The 19,316-nt window shown below is 68.3% G+C and carries 19 protein-coding genes; 10 read left to right on the top strand and 9 right to left on the bottom strand.

What is annotated here, in order from left to right:
• Window positions 1-12: 12 nt before the first annotated feature.
• The 3 genes from O159_RS05730 to tkt are packed head-to-tail and all read right to left on the bottom strand — an operon-like array spanning window position 13 to window position 4,893.
• Window positions 13-1,623, bottom strand: coding sequence for a glucose-6-phosphate isomerase (locus O159_RS05730; protein ID WP_021754797.1), 1,611 nt, complete (start codon window positions 1,621-1,623; stop codon window positions 13-15).
• Window positions 1,620-2,765: a transaldolase gene (gene tal / locus O159_RS05735; RefSeq protein WP_021754799.1), complete on the bottom strand. Its 1,146-nt coding sequence runs from the start codon at window positions 2,763-2,765 to the stop codon at window positions 1,620-1,622. Before tal ends, O159_RS05730 begins: the two co-directional genes overlap by 4 nt.
• Window positions 2,766-2,799: 34 nt before the next feature.
• Window positions 2,800-4,893, bottom strand: a complete 2,094-nt coding sequence (gene tkt / locus O159_RS05740) for a transketolase (RefSeq protein WP_021754801.1) — start codon at window positions 4,891-4,893, stop codon at window positions 2,800-2,802.
• 295 nt (window positions 4,894-5,188) lie between these two features.
• Here tkt and O159_RS05745 point away from each other — a divergent pair, with 295 nt between their 5' ends.
• Both O159_RS05745 and O159_RS05750 read left to right on the top strand, forming a co-directional pair.
• Window positions 5,189-6,112 carry a heme o synthase gene (locus O159_RS05745; RefSeq protein ID WP_021754803.1) on the top strand — a complete coding sequence of 308 codons (924 nt, stop codon included), beginning with the start codon at window positions 5,189-5,191 and terminating at the stop codon, window positions 6,110-6,112.
• A 1-nt stretch (window position 6,113) separates the two neighbouring features.
• Window positions 6,114-6,647 carry a GNAT family N-acetyltransferase gene (locus O159_RS05750; RefSeq protein ID WP_021754804.1) on the top strand — a complete coding sequence of 178 codons (534 nt, stop codon included), beginning with the start codon at window positions 6,114-6,116 and terminating at the stop codon, window positions 6,645-6,647.
• 232 nt (window positions 6,648-6,879) lie between these two features.
• Here the strand turns inward: O159_RS05750 and O159_RS05755 are convergent, their stop codons facing one another.
• Window positions 6,880-7,806 carry a COX15/CtaA family protein gene (locus O159_RS05755; RefSeq protein ID WP_021754805.1) on the bottom strand — a complete coding sequence of 309 codons (927 nt, stop codon included), beginning with the start codon at window positions 7,804-7,806 and terminating at the stop codon, window positions 6,880-6,882.
• A gap of 295 nt (window positions 7,807-8,101) precedes the next feature.
• Here O159_RS05755 and sufB point away from each other — a divergent pair, with 295 nt between their 5' ends.
• The 6 genes from sufB to abc-f all read left to right on the top strand — a co-directional run bounded on the left by sufB (window position 8,102) and on the right by abc-f (window position 13,919).
• Window positions 8,102-9,520, top strand: coding sequence for a Fe-S cluster assembly protein SufB (gene sufB / locus O159_RS05760; protein WP_021754806.1), 1,419 nt, complete (start codon window positions 8,102-8,104; stop codon window positions 9,518-9,520).
• A 43-nt stretch (window positions 9,521-9,563) separates the two neighbouring features.
• The gene (gene sufD / locus O159_RS05765; RefSeq protein WP_021754807.1) at window positions 9,564-10,748 is read left to right on the top strand and encodes a Fe-S cluster assembly protein SufD; all 1,185 of its coding nucleotides are present in this window, start codon (window positions 9,564-9,566) and stop codon (window positions 10,746-10,748) included.
• Window positions 10,748-11,077: a non-heme iron oxygenase ferredoxin subunit gene (locus tag O159_RS05770; protein WP_021754808.1), complete on the top strand. Its 330-nt coding sequence runs from the start codon at window positions 10,748-10,750 to the stop codon at window positions 11,075-11,077. Before sufD ends, O159_RS05770 begins: the two co-directional genes overlap by 1 nt.
• A gap of 2 nt (window positions 11,078-11,079) precedes the next feature.
• Window positions 11,080-11,874 (top strand): Fe-S cluster assembly ATPase SufC, encoded by a 795-nt coding sequence (gene sufC, locus O159_RS05775; RefSeq protein ID WP_021754809.1) that lies wholly within the window; start codon window positions 11,080-11,082, stop codon window positions 11,872-11,874.
• 9 nt (window positions 11,875-11,883) lie between these two features.
• Complete coding sequence (locus O159_RS05780; protein WP_021754810.1) at window positions 11,884-12,213, top strand: metal-sulfur cluster assembly factor; 330 nt, start codon at window positions 11,884-11,886, stop codon at window positions 12,211-12,213.
• Window positions 12,214-12,320: 107 nt separating this feature from the next.
• Complete coding sequence (abc-f, locus tag O159_RS05785) at window positions 12,321-13,919, top strand: ribosomal protection-like ABC-F family protein (protein ID WP_021754811.1); 1,599 nt, start codon at window positions 12,321-12,323, stop codon at window positions 13,917-13,919.
• A 14-nt stretch (window positions 13,920-13,933) separates the two neighbouring features.
• On the opposite strand, the gene O159_RS05790 is transcribed toward abc-f, so the two are convergent.
• Genes O159_RS05790 through O159_RS05800 form a run of 3 tightly spaced genes read right to left on the bottom strand, consistent with a single transcriptional unit; the run spans window position 13,934 to window position 15,338 of the window.
• The gene (locus O159_RS05790) at window positions 13,934-14,803 is read right to left on the bottom strand and encodes an SURF1 family cytochrome oxidase biogenesis protein (RefSeq protein ID WP_021754812.1); all 870 of its coding nucleotides are present in this window, start codon (window positions 14,801-14,803) and stop codon (window positions 13,934-13,936) included.
• Window positions 14,800-15,036 (bottom strand): hypothetical protein, encoded by a 237-nt coding sequence (locus tag O159_RS05795; protein WP_021754813.1) that lies wholly within the window; start codon window positions 15,034-15,036, stop codon window positions 14,800-14,802. The genes O159_RS05790 and O159_RS05795 overlap by 4 nt, the downstream gene beginning before the upstream one ends.
• Window positions 15,033-15,338 carry a DUF3099 domain-containing protein gene (locus O159_RS05800; RefSeq protein WP_021754814.1) on the bottom strand — a complete coding sequence of 102 codons (306 nt, stop codon included), beginning with the start codon at window positions 15,336-15,338 and terminating at the stop codon, window positions 15,033-15,035. Before O159_RS05800 ends, O159_RS05795 begins: the two co-directional genes overlap by 4 nt.
• A 78-nt stretch (window positions 15,339-15,416) precedes the next feature.
• Here O159_RS05800 and fabG point away from each other — a divergent pair, with 78 nt between their 5' ends.
• Both fabG and O159_RS05810 read left to right on the top strand, forming a co-directional pair.
• Complete coding sequence (fabG, locus tag O159_RS05805) at window positions 15,417-16,127, top strand: 3-oxoacyl-ACP reductase FabG (RefSeq protein ID WP_021754815.1); 711 nt, start codon at window positions 15,417-15,419, stop codon at window positions 16,125-16,127.
• 101 nt (window positions 16,128-16,228) lie between these two features.
• Entirely contained in the window at window positions 16,229-17,200 is a 972-nt protein-coding gene (locus O159_RS05810; RefSeq protein ID WP_043993559.1) for an IS481 family transposase, read from the top strand.
• Between the two features lie 141 nt (window positions 17,201-17,341).
• Here the strand turns inward: O159_RS05810 and serB are convergent, their stop codons facing one another.
• Window positions 17,342-18,040: a phosphoserine phosphatase SerB gene (gene serB / locus O159_RS05815; protein ID WP_236609550.1), complete on the bottom strand. Its 699-nt coding sequence runs from the start codon at window positions 18,038-18,040 to the stop codon at window positions 17,342-17,344.
• A complete protein-coding gene (locus tag O159_RS05820) occupies window positions 18,027-19,271 on the bottom strand; it encodes a glucose-1-phosphate adenylyltransferase (RefSeq protein ID WP_021754818.1) in 1,245 nt (414 codons plus the stop codon). The genes serB and O159_RS05820 overlap by 14 nt, the downstream gene beginning before the upstream one ends.
• Window positions 19,272-19,316 lie beyond the last annotated feature (45 nt).

Here is a 19,316-nt window from a genome sequence, read left to right on the forward strand (position 1 = left end):
TAGATCGACGGCTCAGTTGGCGGCCTCGAACAGCGAGACGACATCCGCCTCGGGGTTCGTGAGCGTCAGGGTCAGCACCGGGCGGCCGTGCTCGCCGAGGACGCTGGCGTCGCCCGCCGCCTGGGCCTGGATGAGCTGGCCGAAGGTGAACGGACGGTCTGGGATCTCCAGATCCTCGGGGGCTGCGGCGGTGATCTGAAGGAACACGCCGACGGCGGGGCCGCCCTTGTGGAACTGACCGGTCGAGTGCAGGAATCGAGGCCCCCAGCCGAAGGTGACCGGGCGCTCGGCCTTGGCGGCGAGCAGGTCGCGCACGCCCGCGAGCTGCGGGAGCGCGATCCGGTCGACGTAGGCCTGCACCGCGATGTAACCGTCGGGGCCGAGCTGCGCGAGGAGCGCGTTCACGGCGGCGTCCAGGGTCGAGGCACCTCCCAGGAAGTCTCCGGTGGTCCGCACCTCGATCCCGCCCGCGGTGAACGCGGGGGCGACCGGCTCGGGACGGTTGTCGAGCAGTGCGCGGGCGGCCACTTTGGCGGCCTCCACATCCGGCTGGTCGAAGGGGTTGATCCCGAGCAAGCGGCCGGCGACGGCGGTGGCGTACTCCCAGACGATGAGCTGCGCGCCAAGGCTGCCGGAGACGAGGATCTCGCCCTCGTGCCGGTCGGCCGGCAACAGATGGTGCGCTTCCGCGTTGGCGACGAGACGGACGATCTGCAGATCGGCGGGCCTGGCCTCCAGCTCGGGGGCGAGTCTGTCGAGGACGACGGGCAGCAGGCCGGTGCCTTCCTTGCCGGTGGACTCGGCGATCAGCTGTTCCGCCCAGTCGGCGAAGCCGACGATGTGGGTGCCGTCGGCGACAATTCCGATTTTGTCGCGCAGCGGGGTCGTTCCGGCGATCGCCGCCCCGAGCACAAGGCCCGGGTTCGCGTCGTTGTCGACAGCGAGCTCGATGAGCGTCGCCTCCGCCTCGTCCAGCAGCTCGGAGACATCCACTCCGGCGAGGCCGGAGGGGACCAGCCCGAAGGCTGTCAGCGCGGAGTAGCGGCCGCCGACGTCGGGGTCGGCGTTGAAGACGCGGTAGCCCGCCTCGCGCGCCGACGCGTCGAGCGGGGAGCCCGGGTCGGTGACGACGACGATGCGCTCGCGCGGGTCGATGCCGGCCTCCCGGAACCACTTCTCGTAGACGCGGCGCTGGCTGTCCGTCTCCAGGGTCGAACCCGATTTGGAGGAGATGACCACAGCCGTCTTCGCGAGGCGGTCGCGGAGGGCCGCGAGCACCTGTCCGGGCGCGGTGGAGTCGAGCACGGTCAGTTCGGCCTCGGCCGTGCGGGTGATGACCTCCGGCGCGAGCGAGGAGCCGCCCATGCCGCCGAGGACGATGTGGTTCACCCCCTTGGCGTGCAGCTCTTCGCGCAGAGCCACGATCTCGTCCACGAGCGGGCGGGAGATCGCGACGGCCTCCGTCCAGCCGAGGCGCTTGGCGGCCTCGGACTCGGCGGCGGGCCCCCACAGGGCGGGGTTCTGCGCGGTGATGCCGGACGCGACGCGGTCGGCGACGAGCTGCAGGACGATGGTCTCGACCGCCTGTGCGGCGGGGCCGGTGACATGGATGCGGAAGGTCACTGCGCTGCCTCCGAGCTCTGCGCTTCCGTCAGCGCTTTTCGCACGGTCTCCACGAGTTCGCCCCACGACACGATGAACTTGTCCACACCTTCGCGTTCGAGGGTGGCGGTCACGTCGTCATAGTCGACGCCGAGGGCCGCCAGCGCGTCCAGGACGCCCTGCGCCCTGGCGTACTCGCCGGTGACGGTGTCGCCGGCGAGCTGTGCGTGGTCGAAGGTCGCGTCGAGCGTCTTCTCCGGCATGGTGTTGACGGTGTTCGGCGCGACGAGCTCGGTCACGTAGAGGGTGTCGGGCAGGCTCGGGTCCTTGACGCCGGTGGACGCCCAGAGCGGGCGCTGCTCGTTCGCGCCGGCGGCGACGAGCGCCTTGGCGCGGTCGCTCGCGAATGCCTCCTCATAGACCTTGTAAGCGAGGCGGGCGTTCGCGATGCCGGCCTTGCTCTTGAGGGCGAGCGCCTCGCCGGTTCCGATGGTCGTGAGCCGCTTGTCGATCTCGGTGTCGACGCGCGAGACGAAGAACGAAGCGACCGACTGGATGCCGGAGAGGTCGATGCCTGCGGCCTTGGCCTTCTCGAGCCCGGTGAGGTAGGCGTCGATGACGCCGCGGTAGCGCTCCAGGCTGAAGATGAGCGTCACATTGACGCTGATGCCGGCTGCGATGGTCTCGGCGATGGCTTCGAGGCCCTCGACCGTCGCGGGGATCTTGATGAGCACGTTCGGGCGGTCGACCTTCGCAGCGAGGCGCTTCGCTTCGGCGATGGTCGCGGCGGCGTCGTGGGCGAGGCCCGGCTCCACCTCGATCGAGACCCGGCCGTCGACGCCGTCGGTGGCCGTGTACACATCGTGGAAGATGTCGCTTGCGTCGGCGACGTCGTCGGTCGTGATCTCGAAGATCGCGTCCTCGACGCTGACGCCGGTGGCCGCGAGACCGCGCAGCTGCTCGTCGTAGGCTGCGCCCTGGGCGAGAGCGGCGGCGAAGATCGTCGGGTTCGTGGTCACGCCGACGACGTTCTTCTCGGCGATGAGCCTGTGCAGGCCGCCGGTCGCGATCCGCTCGCGCGAGAGGTCGTCGAGCCAGATGCTGACCCCGGCGGCGGAGAGGGCGGCCGTCGGGGAGACAGCGGTGGAGGATGCGTCTGTCATTGTCTTCTTTTCTTCTCTTCCTTCGTGCCCGCGCTCACAGCGACGCGAGCGATTCCTTCGCGGCGGCGACGGCGTGCTCGGTGGTCATTCCGAACTCGCGGAACAGCGTCTTGTAGTCCGCCGAAGCGCCGAAGTGCTCGATCGAGACACTGCGGCCGTGGTCGCCGACGATCTTGTCCCAGGTCAAGGCGAGTCCGGCCTCGATGGACACACGGGCTTTGAGGGCGGCGGGCAGGACCTTCTCCCGATAGGCGGCGTCCTGCTCGGCGAACCACTCGAGGCACGGGGCGGAGACGACGCGGGCGTTGATCCCTTCGCCGCGCAGCACGTCCCGGGCCTCGAGCGCGATCTGCACCTCGGAGCCGGTGGCGATGAACAGCACGTCCGGCGTGCCGCCCGGCGCCTCGGCCAGGATGTAGGCGCCTTTGGCGACATTCTCGGCGGAGGCCAGGGTGTCGCCCGCCGCTTCGCCGTCGCCGCGCTCGAACACCGGGATGTTCTGGCGGGTCAGCGCGATTCCGGCCGGGCCGTTCCGGCGGGTGAGGATGGTCTTCCAGGCGTGGGCGACCTCGTTCGCATCGCCAGGGCGCACGACATCCAGCTGCGGGATCGCTCGCAGCGTGGAGAGCTGCTCGATCGGCTGGTGCGTCGGGCCGTCCTCGCCGAGAGCCACGGAGTCGTGCGTCCAGACGAAGATCGACGGAACCCGCATCAGCGCTGCGAGGCGCACCGCGGGGCGCATGTAGTCGCTGAAGATCAGGAACGTCCCGCCGAAGGCCCGGGTGTGTCCGTGCAGTGCAATGCCGTTGATGATCGCTGCCATCGCGTGCTCGCGGATGCCGAAGTGCAGCACCCGGCCGTAGGGGTTCCCGGTCCACTCGTGGGTCGAGTGCTCCACCGGAACGAAGGACGCGGCGCCCTCGATGGTCGTGTTGTTCGACTCGGCGAGGTCGGCCGATCCGCCCCACAGCTCCGGCATGACCGGAGCGATGGCGTTGATGACCTTGCCGCTGGCGGCGCGGGTCGACATGTCCTTGCCGGCCTCGAACACGGGCAGCGCGTCCGCGATGCCCTCGGGCGCGGCGCCGGAGAGCAGGCGGTCGAGGAGCTGCTTGCGCTCCGGGTTCGCGGCGGCCCAGGCATCGAAGCCCTTCTGCCACTCGGCGCGCTGCGCGGCGCCGCGCTCGACGGCCTTGCGGGTGTGCTCGATGACCTCGTCGGCGACCTCGAAGGTCTGCTCGGGGTCGAAGCCGAGCACCTCCTTGACCGCGCGCAGCTCGTCGGCGCCCAGGGCGGAGCCGTGGATCTTGCCGGTGTTCTGCTTCTTCGGCGACGGCCAGCCGATGATGGTCTTAAGGATGATGAGCGAGGGCTTGTCGGTCACGCCCTGCGCGGCGACGATCGCGTCGTTGAGCGCCTGGACGTCCTCGGTGTAGACGCCGGTCTTCTTCCAGTCGACGACCTGCACATGCCAGTGGTAGGCCTCGTAGCGCGCCTGGACGTCCTCGGTGAAGGCGATGTCGGTGTCGTCTTCGATCGAGATCTGGTTGCTGTCGTAGATCGCGATCAGATTGCCGAGCTGCTGGTGGCCGGCGAGGCTGGAGGCCTCCGAACTCACGCCCTCCTGCAGGTCGCCGTCGCCGGCGATCACGTAGACGAAATGGTCGAACGGGCTGGTGCCCGGCGCGGCCTCCGGGTCGAACAGGCCGCGCTCGTAGCGGGCGGCGTAGGCGAAGCCGACCGAGGAGGAGATGCCCTGGCCGAGCGGGCCGGTGGTGATCTCCACCCCGTCGGTGTGCCCGTACTCGGGGTGCCCCGGCGTCAGCGAGCCCCAGGTGCGGAGCGCCTCGAGGTCTCCCAGCTCGAGTCCGTAGCCGCCGAGGTAGAGCTGGATGTACTGCGTCAGCGAGCTATGGCCGGCCGAGAGGATGAAGCGGTCCCGGCCCAGCCAGTGCTGGTCGCGGGGGTCGCGGCGCATCACCTTCTGGAAGAGCAGATAGGCAGCGGGGGCGAGGCTCATAGCGGTGCCGGGATGTCCGTTGCCCACCTTCTCCACCGCGTCGGCCGCCAGAACGCGGGCTGTGTCTACCGCCTTGTTGTCAATGGGATCCCACTGCAGAGCTGCCACTGGAGAACTGACCCTTCGTCGAGGTGGTGAGGGGTGTCGAGCGCTGCCCGCCACCGGTTGGAAGTAGTGCGCGCCGCGGATGTCATTCGGCGCCGGTCCCCGTTTTCATCACATTGCGGAGAAAAGAACAGGGTTCGGCTGGCGAGCATTCCCAAGTATAGGTAACACACCAGACAAGGACTCTTCCCGGTGGTTCGCAAGCGGAGGCCCGGGGCGGCAGAGCGCTGCCCCGGAACCGGCGTGCCGTAGACTTGCGCAGGGGTATAACACATCATCGAAATCTTTCCGAGGAGCAATGGACGTCGCCGTAGAGAGCCGTGTCGAACCGGTCGGACGCATCGGCGTCTCCCGCAAGGTCAAGGCGTATATCTCCCTGACCAAGCCCCGCGTGGTCGAGCTGTTGCTGGTGACGACCGTGCCGACCATGATCCTCGCGGCGGGAGGCATCCCGAACCTCTGGCTGGTGCTGGCCACCGTCGTCGGCGGCTATATGTCGGCGGGATCGGCCGGCGCGTTCAACTGCTATATCGACCGCGACATCGACCGTGTGATGCGGCGCACGAAGAACCGGCCGCTCGTCACCGGCGAGCTGAGCGACCGCGAGGCCCTCGTCTTCGCCTGGGCGCTCGGTCTGGCATCGGTGCTCGTGCTCGGCTTCTTCACGAACTGGCTCGCCGCAGGCCTCTCAGTGGCGGCCATCCTGATCTACGTGGTGTTCTACACGCTGATCCTCAAGCGCCGCACCACCCAGAACATCGTGTGGGGCGGTGTGGCCGGTTGTATGCCGGTGCTCATCGGCTGGGCGGCGGTCACGAACACGCTCGGCTGGGCGCCCGTCATCCTGTTCGGCGTTATCTTCCTGTGGACCCCGCCACACTACTGGCCGCTGTCGATGAAGTACCGCGAGGACTACAAGGACGCCGGGGTCCCGATGCTGGCGGTGGTCCGTGGACGCGCCGTGGTCGGTCTCCAGGTCGTGCTGTACGCGTGGGCGATGGTGGCGTGCTCGCTCCTGCTCATCCCGGTCGCGCACATGGGTGTGCTCTACGCGGCGATGGCGCTCGTCGCCGGCGGCTGGTTCCTCTACGAGTCGCACCGCCTCTACAACCTCGCGATCCGTCACGCGACGGTGTCGCCGATGCGCGTCTTCCACGGCTCCATCGCCTACCTGACGCTGATCTTCCTGGCCGTCGCGATCGACCCGCTGCTCCCGTTCTGAGGTGCGGACGCTGAGGACCGCGCGGCTCGTCCTCGACGAACCGCGCGAGGTGGACATCGTCGCGGTCTTCGAGGCGTGCCAGGACGCGCAGACGCAGCGCTGGGTGCCGCTGCCGCGTCCCTACACGCGCGCCAGCGCCGAGTTCTTCGTGCGCAGCTACTGCCCGCACGGAGCCGCCAGCGGTCAGTATCTCGTGCGCGCACTGCGCGAGGCGGAGGCGCTGCCGCTGGTCGGCGTGGTCGAGGTGCGCCGCGACGAGGCCCCGGGGTCGGCCTCCATCGGCTGCTGGCTGGCACCGGACGCCCGTGGCCGTGGGCTCATGCGCGAGGCCCTCGCCGCCGTCTGCGACAATGCGCTCGCCCCCGCTCCGGACGGTCTCGGCTACACCCGTCTGCACTGGGGCCACCTCATCGGAAACGACCGCAGCCGCAGCCTCGCCGAATCCCTTGGATTCGACTTCTCCGCCTCCGAGCGTCAGCGCGTCGCCATCGACGACGAGGCCCGCGAACTCCTCATCGGCGTCCGCACCGCCTGACCCCCACGCTCGCACCCTTCGCGCAAACGGAGGACATCCCGTTCCCTCCCGCCCGGATCTCCTCCGTTTCCTGCGACACACCGTGCTTCGGCACCGGATCTCCTCCCTTTCCGGCGCTGTCGCAAAGGGAGGAGAAGGGGCCGGGAAGCTCGGTGTGTCGCAGGAAACGGAGGAGATCCGGGCGGGAGGAGTGCGGATGTCCTCCGTTTGCGCGGGGCCACGGGGCGGCTCGTCAGGCGGCCGTGCTGGCGGTGTCCGTCCGGGGCTCGGCGGGGGCTTTCAGTGTGAGGACCACGGCGGTCATGGCGGCGGCGAGAGCCGCCGCCAGCATCATGTGGACACCGACGAGGATGCCCGGCAGGCCGGTGTTCGCCTGGACGAGCCCGACAGCGATCTGGAGCGCTTCGACCGCGAGCAGCCACATCGCGCACCGGCGCACCGGCGCCGCGCGGCGGCCCAGCGACCCGACCACGAGCACCAGCGTCAGGGCCAGCGTCGCATACGCCGGGAGGGCGTGGACGTGCTGCAGGATCTCCGGGTTCAATCCGTTGCGCGGCGCGTCGGCGTCCCCCGCGTGCGGTCCCGAGCCCGTGGTGAGGATGCCGGCCAGGATCGTGACGGCGACGGCGGCGCTGGTGAGGTGCGCGACGCCGGCGAACCATCCCGGCACCGCCCGTGCGCGTGGGCCGGGCGCGGTGCGCAGTCTCAGCAGGAACGTCATGCACAGCGCGACCAGGACGATCGAGACGACGAAGTGCAGGCCGACCACGTACGGGTTCAGCTTCGTGAGCACGCTGAGGCCGCCGATCACGGCCTGCGCCGGGATGCCGAGACCGGCCAGCAGCGTCAGCCAGAACAGGTCCTTCCGCTCCCTGCGCAGTCGCAGGACGGCGATGAAAGCCACGATGGCGATCAGTCCGAGCGCGATGCCCAGCACCCGGTTGCCGAACTCGATGATCCCGTGGATGCCCATCTCGGGCGTGTTCACGAGCGAGTCCGCCGTACACTTCGGCCAGGTCGGGCAGCCGAGGCCGCTCGAGGTGAGCCGGACGAGTCCGCCGGTGCCGACCAGCACGATCTGGCCGATCAGGTAGATCCACGCGATGACCGTGAGCCGGGCATCCACGCGGTCCGGCAGCCAAGCGATGATTCGGTTCATATGAGTGATCCCTCGGTGTCTCTTTCGCTCGATACTCGGGTAACGCGCAGGCGCGTCACTCCTCTTGCCGGCCCGCACCTGTAGAATCGGTGGGTTCGAGAACCGCGCTGTGCTTGCGCGTGTCAGCGGGCGCCGCTCGCGCCCGCGGTCAGGGCGCTGTCGCCCGTGTCCTCGATCAGTTTAGGTACGCACACCAGCCACCCGCACAATCAGGACGCTCCCAGCCGGTTCGCCGCGCCGGGGGGAATGAGCCGGACTGATAGCCGGTTACGGATGGAAGGAAAACGAGGTAGATATGTCAGACATCCTGATCGACCGGCCGGAACTCAACTCCCTGGGGCAGTACGAGTTCGGCTGGGCGGACTCCGACGCGGCGGGTGTCTCCGCCCGTCGAGGGCTCAGCCCCGAGGTGGTGAAAGACATCTCGTCCCTCAAGAACGAGCCCGAGTGGATGCTGCAGCGCCGCCTCAAGGCCCTCCAGCTCTTCGAGCGCAAGCCGATGCCCACCTGGGGCGCGGACCTGTCGGAGATCGACTTCGACAACATCAAGTACTTCGTCCGCTCCACCGAGAAGCAGGCCCAGAGCTGGGAGGACCTGCCGGAGGACATCCGCAACACCTACGAGAAGCTCGGCATCCCGGAGGCGGAGCGCCAGCGTCTCGTCGCCGGCGTCGCCGCTCAGTATGAGTCGGAGGTCGTCTACCACCAGATCCGCGAGGACCTGGAGCAGCAGGGCGTCATCTTCCTCGACACCGACACCGCGCTCAAGGAGCACCCCGAGTTCTTCGAGGAGTACTTCGGCACCGTGATCCCCGCCGGCGACAACAAGTTCGCCGCGCTGAACACCGCTGTCTGGTCCGGAGGCTCGTTCGTGTACGTGCCCAAGGGCGTCCACGTCGAGATCCCGCTCCAGGCCTACTTCCGCATCAACACGGAGAACATGGGCCAGTTCGAGCGCACGCTGATCATCGCCGACGAGGGCAGCTACGTCCACTACATCGAGGGCTGCACGGCGCCGATCTACAAGTCCGACTCGCTGCACTCCGCGGTGGTCGAGATCATCGTCAAGAAGAACGCCCGGGTGCGATACACGACCATCCAGAACTGGTCCACCAACGTCTACAATCTCGTCACCAAGCGGGCGCAGGCGGGCGAGGGCGCGACGATGGAGTGGATCGACGGCAACATCGGCTCCAAGGTGACGATGAAGTACCCGTCCATCTACCTGATGGGCGAGCACGCCAAGGGAGAGACCCTCTCCGTGGCGTTCGCCGGCCCCGGTCAGCACCAGGACGCCGGCGCGAAGATGATCCACATGGCGCCGTACACGCAGTCCTCGATCGTCTCGAAGTCGATCGCCCGCGGCGGCGGCCGTGCGGGCTACCGCGGCGAGATCCGCGTGGACGCCAACGCGCACCACGCCGCGAACACCGTGCGCTGCGATGCGCTGCTGGTGGACACGATCTCGCGCTCCGACACCTACCCCGCGATCGACATCCGCGTGGACGATGTGCAGCTCGGACACGAGGCCACGGTCTCGCGCGTGAGCGAGGAGCAGCTCTTCTATCTGATGTCCCGTGGACTCCCGGAGGACGAGGCGATGGCCATGATCGTCCGCGGCTTCATCGAGCCGATCGCCCGTGAGCTCCCGATGGAATACGCACTCGAACTCAACAAGCTCATCGAGATGGGCATGGAAGGCTCTGTCGGATGATCCTCTCTCCTCGTACCTCCCCGAAAGGAAATGTGGGCTGACCATGACGTCCGCAAGCACACCGACGCAGACCACCGCGCCGGCCCCACCGGCGCATCTGCGCGCGCCCGTCCCGGTTCAGACCCGTTCGGAGCGTTTCACCTCCACGGAGGTGGCCGACTTCCCCGAGGTCACCGGCCGCGAAGTCATGTGGAAGCACACCCCTGTCGCGCGCCTGACCGAACTGCTCGCCGGCGAGCTCGATGGCGCTCCGTACCTCTACGACGTGACGACGGCCCCGCGGGTGACCACCGCCTGGATCGGCCGCGACGATGCCCGCATCGGCGCCGCCGGCGCTCCGGAGGACCGCGCCTCGGCCACCGCCTGGACCGGCTTCGAGCGGGCGCTGCTCGTCTCGATCGCCGGGGACGACGCCAAGGAGGTCACCCTCACCCGGTCGGCCCTCGGCGGCGCGGCGCGCGCCGCGCACACCGTCGTGGAGGTCGCCGACGGCGCCCGTGCCACGCTCATCCTGCAGAACAGCGGTCCCGCGCACCTCAGTGAGAACGTCGAGTTCCTCGTCGGGAAGGACGCCGACCTCACCGTCGTGTCCGTCCAGGAGTGGGACGCCGATGCGCTTCACCTGGCCGCGCACTTCGCTGAGCTCGCGGAGGGCGGGCGTCTCAAACACGTCGCCGTCACGCTCGGCGGCAGCGTCGTCCGGCTGAACCCATCGGCGCACCTCGCCGGCGCTCGTTCGGAGGCTGAGCTCCTCGGCGCGTACTTCGCCGACGCGAGCCAGCACCTCGAGCAGCAGGTGTACGTCCACCACGACGGCGCGGAGACCCGCAGCCGGGTCACCTACAAGGGCGCGCTGCAGGGGGAGGGCGCACGCACGGTCTGGATCGGCGACGTGCTGATCGGCCCGAAAGCGGTCGGCACTGACACGTACGAGCAGAACCGGAACCTCGTCCTGACGGACGGCGCCCGCGCCGACTCCATCCCGAACCTGGAGATCGAGACCGGCGACATCGTCGGCGCCGGGCACGCCAGCGCCACCGGGCGCTTCGACGACGAGCAGCTGTTCTATCTGCAGTCCCGCGGCATTCCGGAGGAGGAGGCGCGCCGCCTGGTCGTGCGCGGGTTCCTCTTCGAGATCGTGCAGCAGATCGGCTCGCCCGCGCTGCAGGAGCGTCTGCAGACCGCGATCGAAGCCGAGCTCGCCCTCTCCGTCACGGCGGCGAGCTGATGGCCGGCACCCGCGTGCTCCCGGCGGCGGAGCTGGTCGAGAACCAGCCGACGCGGGTGGTGGTGGACGGCGTCCCCATCGCACTCGTCAAGGACTCCGCCGGCGACATCCACGCCATCGGCGACACCTGCACGCACGGCGAGATCTCGCTGTCCGAAGGCTTCGTCGAAGGCGAGACGCTCGAGTGCTGGGCCCACGGGTCCCCGTTCTCGCTGATCACCGGCAAACCCCTCAACCTCCCGGCGTACGAGCCGGTCCCTGTCTTCCCGGTCGAGGTCATCGACGGAGACGTCTACATCGACCCGACCATCACGAAAGAGATCCAGTAAGCATGTCAGTCCTCGAGATCCGCGACCTGCACGTCACCGTCGAGACGGACCAGGGCGTGAAGCCCATCCTGAACGGTGTCGACCTGACCATCCGCGAGGGGGAGATCCACGCCATCATGGGCCCGAACGGCTCTGGGAAATCCACCCTGGCGTACACCATCGCCGGTCACCCGAAGTACACCGTCACCCAGGGCAGCATCACCCTCGACGGCGAGGATGTGCTCGCCATGAGCGTGGACGAGCGCGCCCGCGCCGGCCTCTTCCTCGCGATGCAGTACCCGGTGGAGATCCCCGGGGTGACCAACACGAATTTCCTCCGCACCGCCAAGACCGCCGTCGATGGCCAGGCCCCCGCCATCCGCACCTGGGTGAAGGACATCCGCGAGAGCATGGCGAACCTCCGGATGGACTCGTCGTTCGCGGAGCGCAACGTCAACGAGGGCTTCTCGGGCGGCGAGAAGAAGCGCAACGAAATCCTGCAGCTTGAACTGCTGAAGCCGACGTTCGCCGTGCTGGACGAGACCGACTCCGGGCTCGACGTGGACGCGCTGAAGGTCGTGTCGGAGGGCGTCAACCGGGCCAAGGCCAACACCGGTCTCGGCATTCTGCTGATCACGCACTACACGCGCATCCTGCGCTACATCCAACCGGACTTCGTGCATGTCTTCGTCGCGGGCAAGGTGGCGGAGGAGGGCGGCCCGGAACTCGCGGAGCGCCTGGAGGAGGAAGGCTACGACCGTTTCGTCGACGCCCCCGAGTCCGCGTCCGGCGTCTCCAGCGAACGGGCCGGGGCGTAGGCTGATCGTATGCCCAGCACGCTGAGCCCGGCGCTCTTCGACCAGGTCGAGGAGACGCTCAAGAATGTCATGGACCCCGAGCTCGGGATCAACGTGGTCGACCTCGGCCTGATCTACGATCTGGGCTGGGACGACGAGAACAACGCGCTCATCATCTCCATGACGCTGACCAGTGCCGGCTGCCCGCTCACCGATGTGCTCGAGGAGCAGACCGCCGAGAGCCTCGACGGTATCGTCGAAGCCTTCCGTATCAACTGGGTGTGGATGCCCCCCTGGGGTCCCGAGCGCATCACCGACGACGGCCGCGACATGATGCGCGCCCTCGGCTTCGCGATCTGACCACCACCTTTCCAGCCATCCGTTCCTCGCTTCTTCCGGCTCGCTCCCGGCGTTTCGCCTGAAAAAGCGAGGAACGGATGGCTGCTTCACGAACGAATGGATGAACTGTGCTGAGTGTGCAGGGGCTTGAGCTGCGTGTGGGGGCGCGATTGCTGATGGAGGACGTCAGCTTCCGCGTCGCCGCGGGCGACAAGATCGGGCTCGTCGGGCGCAACGGCGCCGGGAAGACGACCCTGACCAAAGTGCTCGCCGGCGATCTGCTGCCGACCGCCGGCTCCGTCGACCGCAGCGGCGAGCTGGGCTACCTGCCGCAGGACCCGCGTTCGGGGAACCTGGACGATCTCGCCCGCACGCGCATCCTGGACGCCCGCGGGCTCGGCTCCATCGTGCTCGGGATGCAGCAGGCGACGCTCGACATGGCCAGCGAGGAGACCGCCGTGTCGACCGCCGCGATGAAGACGTACGGCCGACTGGAGGAGCGCTTCCACATGCTCGGCGGCTATGCGGCAGAGGCGGAGGCAGCCTCCATCGCCAGCAACCTCAACCTGCCCGACCGCATCCTGGATCAGCCGCTGAAGACGCTGTCGGGCGGACAGCGGCGGCGCATCGAGCTGGCGCGCATCCTGTTCTCCGATGCCCGCACAATGATCCTCGACGAGCCGACCAACCACCTCGATGCCGACTCCATCGTCTGGCTGCGGGAGTTTCTGAAGGGCTACTCCGGCGGGTTCATCGTCATCTCGCACGATGTGGATCTGGTGGGGGAGACCGTCAATCGCGTCTTCTACCTGGATGCGAACCGGCAGGTCATCGACATCTACAACATGGGCTGGAAGAACTATCAGCGCCAGCGCGCGGCCGACGAGGAACGCCGCAAGAAGGAGCGCGCGAACGCGGAGAAGAAGGCGAGCGCCCTCCAGTCGCAGGCCGCCAGGTTCGGCGCGAAGGCCACGAAGGCCGCCGCCGCGCACCAGATGGTCGCGCGGGCTGAGAAGCTGCTGGCCGGACTCGATGAGGTCCGCCAGACGGACCGGGTGGCGAAACTGCGTTTCCCCACCCCGGCCCCGTGCGGCAAGACACCGCTGCAAGCCAGCGACCTGTCGAAGAGCTACGGCTCGCTGGAGATCTTCACCGCGGTGGACCTCGCGATCGACCGCGGTTCGAAGGTCGTGGTGCTCGGCCTCAACGGCGCTGGGAAGACGACCCTGCTTCGGATGCTCGCCGGCGTCGACAAGCCCGACACCGGCTCGATCGAGCCCGGTCACGGGCTCCGCATCGGCTACTACGCCCAGGAGCACGAGACCATCGACGTCGAGCGCAGTGTGCTTCAGAACATGGTGTCGTCCTCACCGGCGCTCACCGAGACCGAGGTGCGGAAGGTTCTCGGATCGTTCCTCTTCACCGGGGACGACGCGCACAAACGGGCCGGGGTGCTCTCGGGCGGGGAGAAGACCCGTCTCGCGCTGGCGATGATCGTGGTCTCGGGGGCGAACGTCCTGCTGCTGGACGAACCGACCAACAACCTCGACCCGGCCAGCCGTGACGAGATCCTGGATGCGCTCGCGCACTACGAGGGCGCGGTGATCCTGGTCAGCCACGATGAAGGGGCGGTGGAGGCGCTAAACCCGGAGCGGGTGCTGATCCTGCCGGACGGCGTCGAGGATCATTGGAACAAGGACTACTTAGAGCTCATTTCTCTGGCGTAGCCGCCGGGTGGCCCCTACGGCGCCGCGTCGAGCAGCTCGTCCTCGACATCCGCGTCGCTGCGCCTCGCGCGCCGCTTCCGCTCGCGTTCGGCCGCCCGGGCACGTTCCGCCGGGTCGTGCTCGTTGCGTTTGCGGTATTCGGCGCGCAGTGCGTACCCCAGACCGAAGAACCCGATCAGGGCGAAGATGATCCACTGGATCATGTACGACCAGTGCAGACCTTCGTCGCGGGTCGGCGGGGCGGTGACCGTCGGAGCCGGTGAGTCGGTGGGCTGCGGGCGCTGTGAGTCGAGGAGCCCGTAAGCCCCGGTGTAGACATCCGCGTCGCCGAGCTTCTGCCGCACGACCGAGAGCTGGATGGTGCCCACCTGCATTCCGGTGGCGGTGCGTCCGGGGATGGCGGGCTCGCTGGCTTTCAGACGTGTGACCACGGTCACCGTGCCCGACGGCGCGGCGGGCACCCGGTCGGGGTCGTCGGTGCTGGCGCCGGTCGGGACCCAGCCACGGTCGACGATGAACAGCGCCCCGTCGGCGGTGCGCAGCGGCGTGAGCACCTCGAAACCGGGGCTGCCGTTGAACGGGCGGTTGCGGACCAGGAGTTCCTTGTCCTTCTCGTAGACGCCCGTCACCGTCACCCGTCTCCATTCCTGCCGGGGCGAGTAGGCGTCGAGGGAGGGCAGTGCGTCCGTGAGAGCAGTGGGCTCGGAGTCGAAGTTCGCCGCGATGAGCGCATTCGCCGTCGCGGCCTCCTTGCTGCGTGCGAGCTGCCAGGTGGAGAGGAAACCGCAAGCGATCGCGAAGAGGACGGCGAACGCGATGTAGCCCAGCCAGCGCCGCGAGAATGCGAACCGCCAGCCGGACTGCTCCGCGGGCTCCCGGGTCACGCCCCGCTCCTCTCCGGTTCTCCGCCAGCGGTGAGCGCGACGACGGCGAGCGGGAAGCCGCGCGCCGCTAGGAACTCGCGCAGGAAGCCGATGTGCTCGGCGCACGCCAGCCACACCTTCACCCGCTCAGCGGTGTGGATCGCCGGGTTCCTCCACTCGATCCGCCACGACGCCCGTTCGCCGCAGCCGGCGCGCGAACAGCTCATCGGCTCCGGTTCGCCCTGTCCGATCACTGCTCCTCCCGCCGTTCGCTGCGCGGCCCGGTGGGCGGGGGCGCCACCGGCAGGATAGCGCCAGGACGCTGCACGTCCCCCTTGCGCGGGTCCGCCGACACGGTCGCGAGCACGACCGCGAAGTACGGCAGGAAGATCGCGCCGAGGATCGGCACGGCGGCCCACCAGCCCGGTGCGAGGACGGCGGCGAACACGCAGACGATGCGGACCCCCATAGCCACCGTATACTTGATCATCCGGTGCTTTCGTTCCTCGTCTGGCGCGACGGGGAGGTTCGTGAGGGCGGGGCGTGTCGGCTTCATGGGCGTTCACTCCAGCGTACGTCCATTCGCCGGGAGAGGCCCGACCGGGGCCGATATTCATCGAAAGGACCCGCATCTATGATCATCCCACGCACTGTCCTCGTCACCGGCGGCAACCGCGGCATAGGCTACGCCATCGCGGAGGAGTTCGTCGCGCAGGGGCACCGCGTCGCGGTCACCGCTCGCTCGGGCGAAGGCCCCGCCGGTTCGCTGACGGTGCGCGCCGATGTGACGGACAGCGTGGCCGTGGACGCCGCGTTCGCCGAGGTCGAGGAGAAGCTCGGCCCGGTGGAGGTCATCATCGCGAACGCGGGGATCACCCGCGACACCCTCCTCATGCGGATGTCGGACGAGGACTTCGACAGCGTGGTCGACACGAACCTCGGCGGCGCGTTCCGGGTGGTGAAGCGCGCCTCCAAGGGGATGCTGAAGGCCCGCTGGGGCCGCGTCGTGCTCATCTCCAGCGTGGTCGGTCTGTACGGCTCCGCCGGTCAGGTGAACTACGCCGCCAGCAAGGCAGGCCTCGTCGGCATGGCCCGTTCGCTCACGCGCGAGCTCGGAGCCCGCGGGATCACCGCAAACGTCGTCGCCCCCGGTTTCATCGAGACCGATATGACCGCCGAGCTGCCCGAAGCGCAGCAGGCTGAGTACAAGCGGAGCATCCCGGCCGGCCGGTTCGCGTCGCCGAAGGAGGTCGCTCGCGTGGTGGCCTGGATCGCCGGAGACGACGCGGCTTATGTCTCCGGCACGGTCATCCCCGTGGATGGCGGCCTGGGCATGGGCCACTAGCTGTACTCGGCCATGACGTTGGTGACACTTCGGGGCTTGTGACGTAGCGAGACCTCCTGGCTTGATGGAGCTGTCTAGTTCTTCATCAATTCGGAGCTCTCGTGCTCCACGCTAATGCCCGTTTGACGACCCATGGAAGGGCTCTGCTGGTCCGCCGAGTGATCTTCGAGGGTCGTCCCGTCGCCCACGTCGCCAAAGAACTCGGCGTCTCACGGCAATGCGCTCATCGGTGGGTGCGCCGGTTTCGGGTGGAGGGCGTGGCCGGTCTTGCTGACCGGTCGAGTAGCCCAAAACACTCGCCGACGAAGACGACGCCGGCTCGGGAGGCGCTCGTGCTTGAGGCACGGACGCGGCTGCAATTCGGTCCCGCGAGGCTCGCGCTTGAGACCGGTGTCCCCGCCCGGACCATCTCCCGGGTCCTGGTGCGACACCAGATCCCCCCGTTGGCTTGGCTGGATCCAGTGACCGGCGCATCGATTAGAGCGTCTCGGTCGACAACGAATCGCTATGAACGCGAGAAACCGGGCGAGCTGATCCATGTCGATGTGAAGAAACTCGGCCGTATCCCCGATGGCGGCGGATGGCGCCTGATCGGCCGTGATGCCGCCTCGACCGCATCGGCTCGAAACAATCGGCTCGGTTTCGACTACGTCCACGCCGCCGTCGATGACCACACCCGTCTCGCCTATGTTGAGATCCACCCCGACGAGAAGGGGGCCACCGCGGCCGGATTCTTGACCCGTGCTGCCGCCTACTTCAAACGGCACGGCATCGAGACGATCGAGCGAGTCATCTCCGACAACGCATACGCCTATCGGAAATCAGCCGCGTTCCCGGCCGCCGTTGCGGCGCTCGGAGCGAAGCAGAAGTTCATCAAGCCGCACTGCACCTGGCAGAACGGCAAAGTCGAACGCTTCAACCGGACCCTTGCAACGGAATGGGCTTACCGGCAACCCTTCAACTCGAACCAGGCCCGCCACGAAGCTCTTGCGCCCTGGATCGAGCACTACAACACTGGTCGCATCCACTCGAGCCACGGGCTCACACCCGCAGCCCGAGTGTCACCAACGTGACGGCTCAATACAACTAGCCGCTCCCCCTGCCCACTTCCCTTCTCCGCACAATCCCCTCTCCGGAAAGGGAGGAGATGTGGGGATGGTGGGGTGGGATCTCCTCCGTTTCCGGTGGGGGAGGGGCGGGGCGGGAGACAGGGGTCAGCCGCGGAGGCCGAGGAGGGGGAGGACCTGGGCGAGGTCCTGGTGCTGGATGACGAGGTCGGCCTCGGCCCGGACGCGGGGTTTGGCGTTGAAAGCGATGGCGAGCCCGGCTTCGCCCATCATGCGGAGGTCGTTGGCGCCGTCGCCGATCGCGATGGTCTGGCGGAGGGGGATGCCGGCGTCCGCGGCCCAGTGCCGCAGGGCTCGGGCCTTGGCCTCGGCGTCCACCACCGGTCCCTCGACCTCGCCGGTGAGGACGCCGTCGGCGACGCGGAGGCGGTTGGCCCGCCAGTGGTCGAGGCCGAGGCGTTCACCGAGGGGGTCGAGCACCTCGTTGAACCCGCCGGAGACGACGGCGACCCGGCCCCCGGCGGCCCGGACGCCCGCGATGAGCTCGGGGACGCCGTCCGTCACCTGGATACGATCGCCCACCCGCTCGAAGACCTCGACGGGAAGGCCCGCCAGGGTGTACACGCGCTCGCGCAGGCTCTCCTCGAAGTCGAGTTCGCCCCGCATGGCGCGCTCGGTGATCTCGGCCACGTCGCTCCGCGCCCCGGCCTCTTCGGCCAGAAGCTCGATCACCTCGTCGTGGAGGAGGGTCGAGTCCGCGTCGAGGACGACGAGGAAGCGGGCGTGCCGGTGGTGGATGGTGCTGTTCTCGCTCGCCAAATGCTCTTTCCTGTTAGGGAACGACATGCACTCCCTTGCCGACGACGGTGATTCCGGACTCGGTGACGGTGAAGCCGCGCGCGCGGTCCCTGTCGGGGTCCACGCCGATGCTCGCTCCCGCCGTCACGACGACGTCCTTGTCCAGGATGGCACGTCCGACGAACGCGTTCGGCTCGATGAGGGCGCGCTCGAACACGACCGAGTCGATGACTTTGGCCCCGGAGTCCACGGTGGCCCACGGGCCGAGCACGCTGCGCTCGAGGTGCGCGCCGGAGATGACCGACCCGAGCGAGACGATGGAGTCGATGGTCGTGCCGAGCGCGCCGCGTCCGTCGCGCACGATCTTGGCGGGCGGGGAGTTGAGCACCTGGCTGAAGGTCGGCCACTGGCGGTTGTACAGGTTGAACACCGGGAGCGTGGAGATGAGGTCCTGGTGCGCTTCGAAGAACGAGTCGATCGTCCCGACATCCCGCCAGTAGTAGCGGTCGCGGTCGGTGGAGCCGGGCACGTCGTTGTTGGTGAAGTCGTAGACGCCGGCCTCGCCACGGGCCACGAAGTCCGGGATGATGTCGCCGCCCATATCGTGATTCGAGTCGGGACGGTCGGCGTCGCGCCGGACGGCCGCGATGAGCGCGTCGGCGGTGAAAACGTAATTGCCCATGGAGGCGAGCACCTCGCCGGGGGAGTCCGGGAGGGCGACCGGGTCGGACGGCTTCTCGCGGAAGGCGGCGATGCGCTCCGGGCTGGCCGGGTCCACCTCGATGACCCCGAACTGGTCGGCGAGGGAGACCGGCTGGCGGATGGCGGCGACGGTGACGGCGGAGCCGGAGTCGAGGTGAGACCGGATCATCTGGCCGAAGTCCATCCGGTAGACGTGGTCGGCGCCGACCACGACGACGATGTCCGGCTTCTCGTCGCGAAGCAGGTTGAGGCTCTGCAGGATGGCGTCGGCCGATCCGGAGAACCAGCGCTTTCCGAGGCGCTGCTGGGCGGGGACGGAGGCGATGTAGGAGTTCAGCATCCCGTCGGGCCGCCAGGTCTGCGAGATGTGGCGGTCGAGGCTGTGCGATTTGTACTGGGTGAGGACGACGATCTGGCGCAGCTGCGAGTTGATGAGGTTCGAGAGCGCGAAGTCGATCAGGCGGTATTGCCCGCCGAACGGAACCGCCGGTTTCGCCCGGTCTGTGGTGAGCGGCATCAGCCGCTTGCCTTCGCCACCCGCGAGGACGATTCCGAAGATCTTGTTGCCTGCTCCCATTCCACCACAGTAGAGGCATCCCCAGGGCTGTACTAGCGTTCTCGC

The organism is Leifsonia xyli subsp. cynodontis DSM 46306 (genome assembly GCF_000470775.1).
In the GTDB taxonomy this organism is placed as follows: domain Bacteria; phylum Actinomycetota; class Actinomycetes; order Actinomycetales; family Microbacteriaceae; genus Leifsonia; species Leifsonia cynodontis.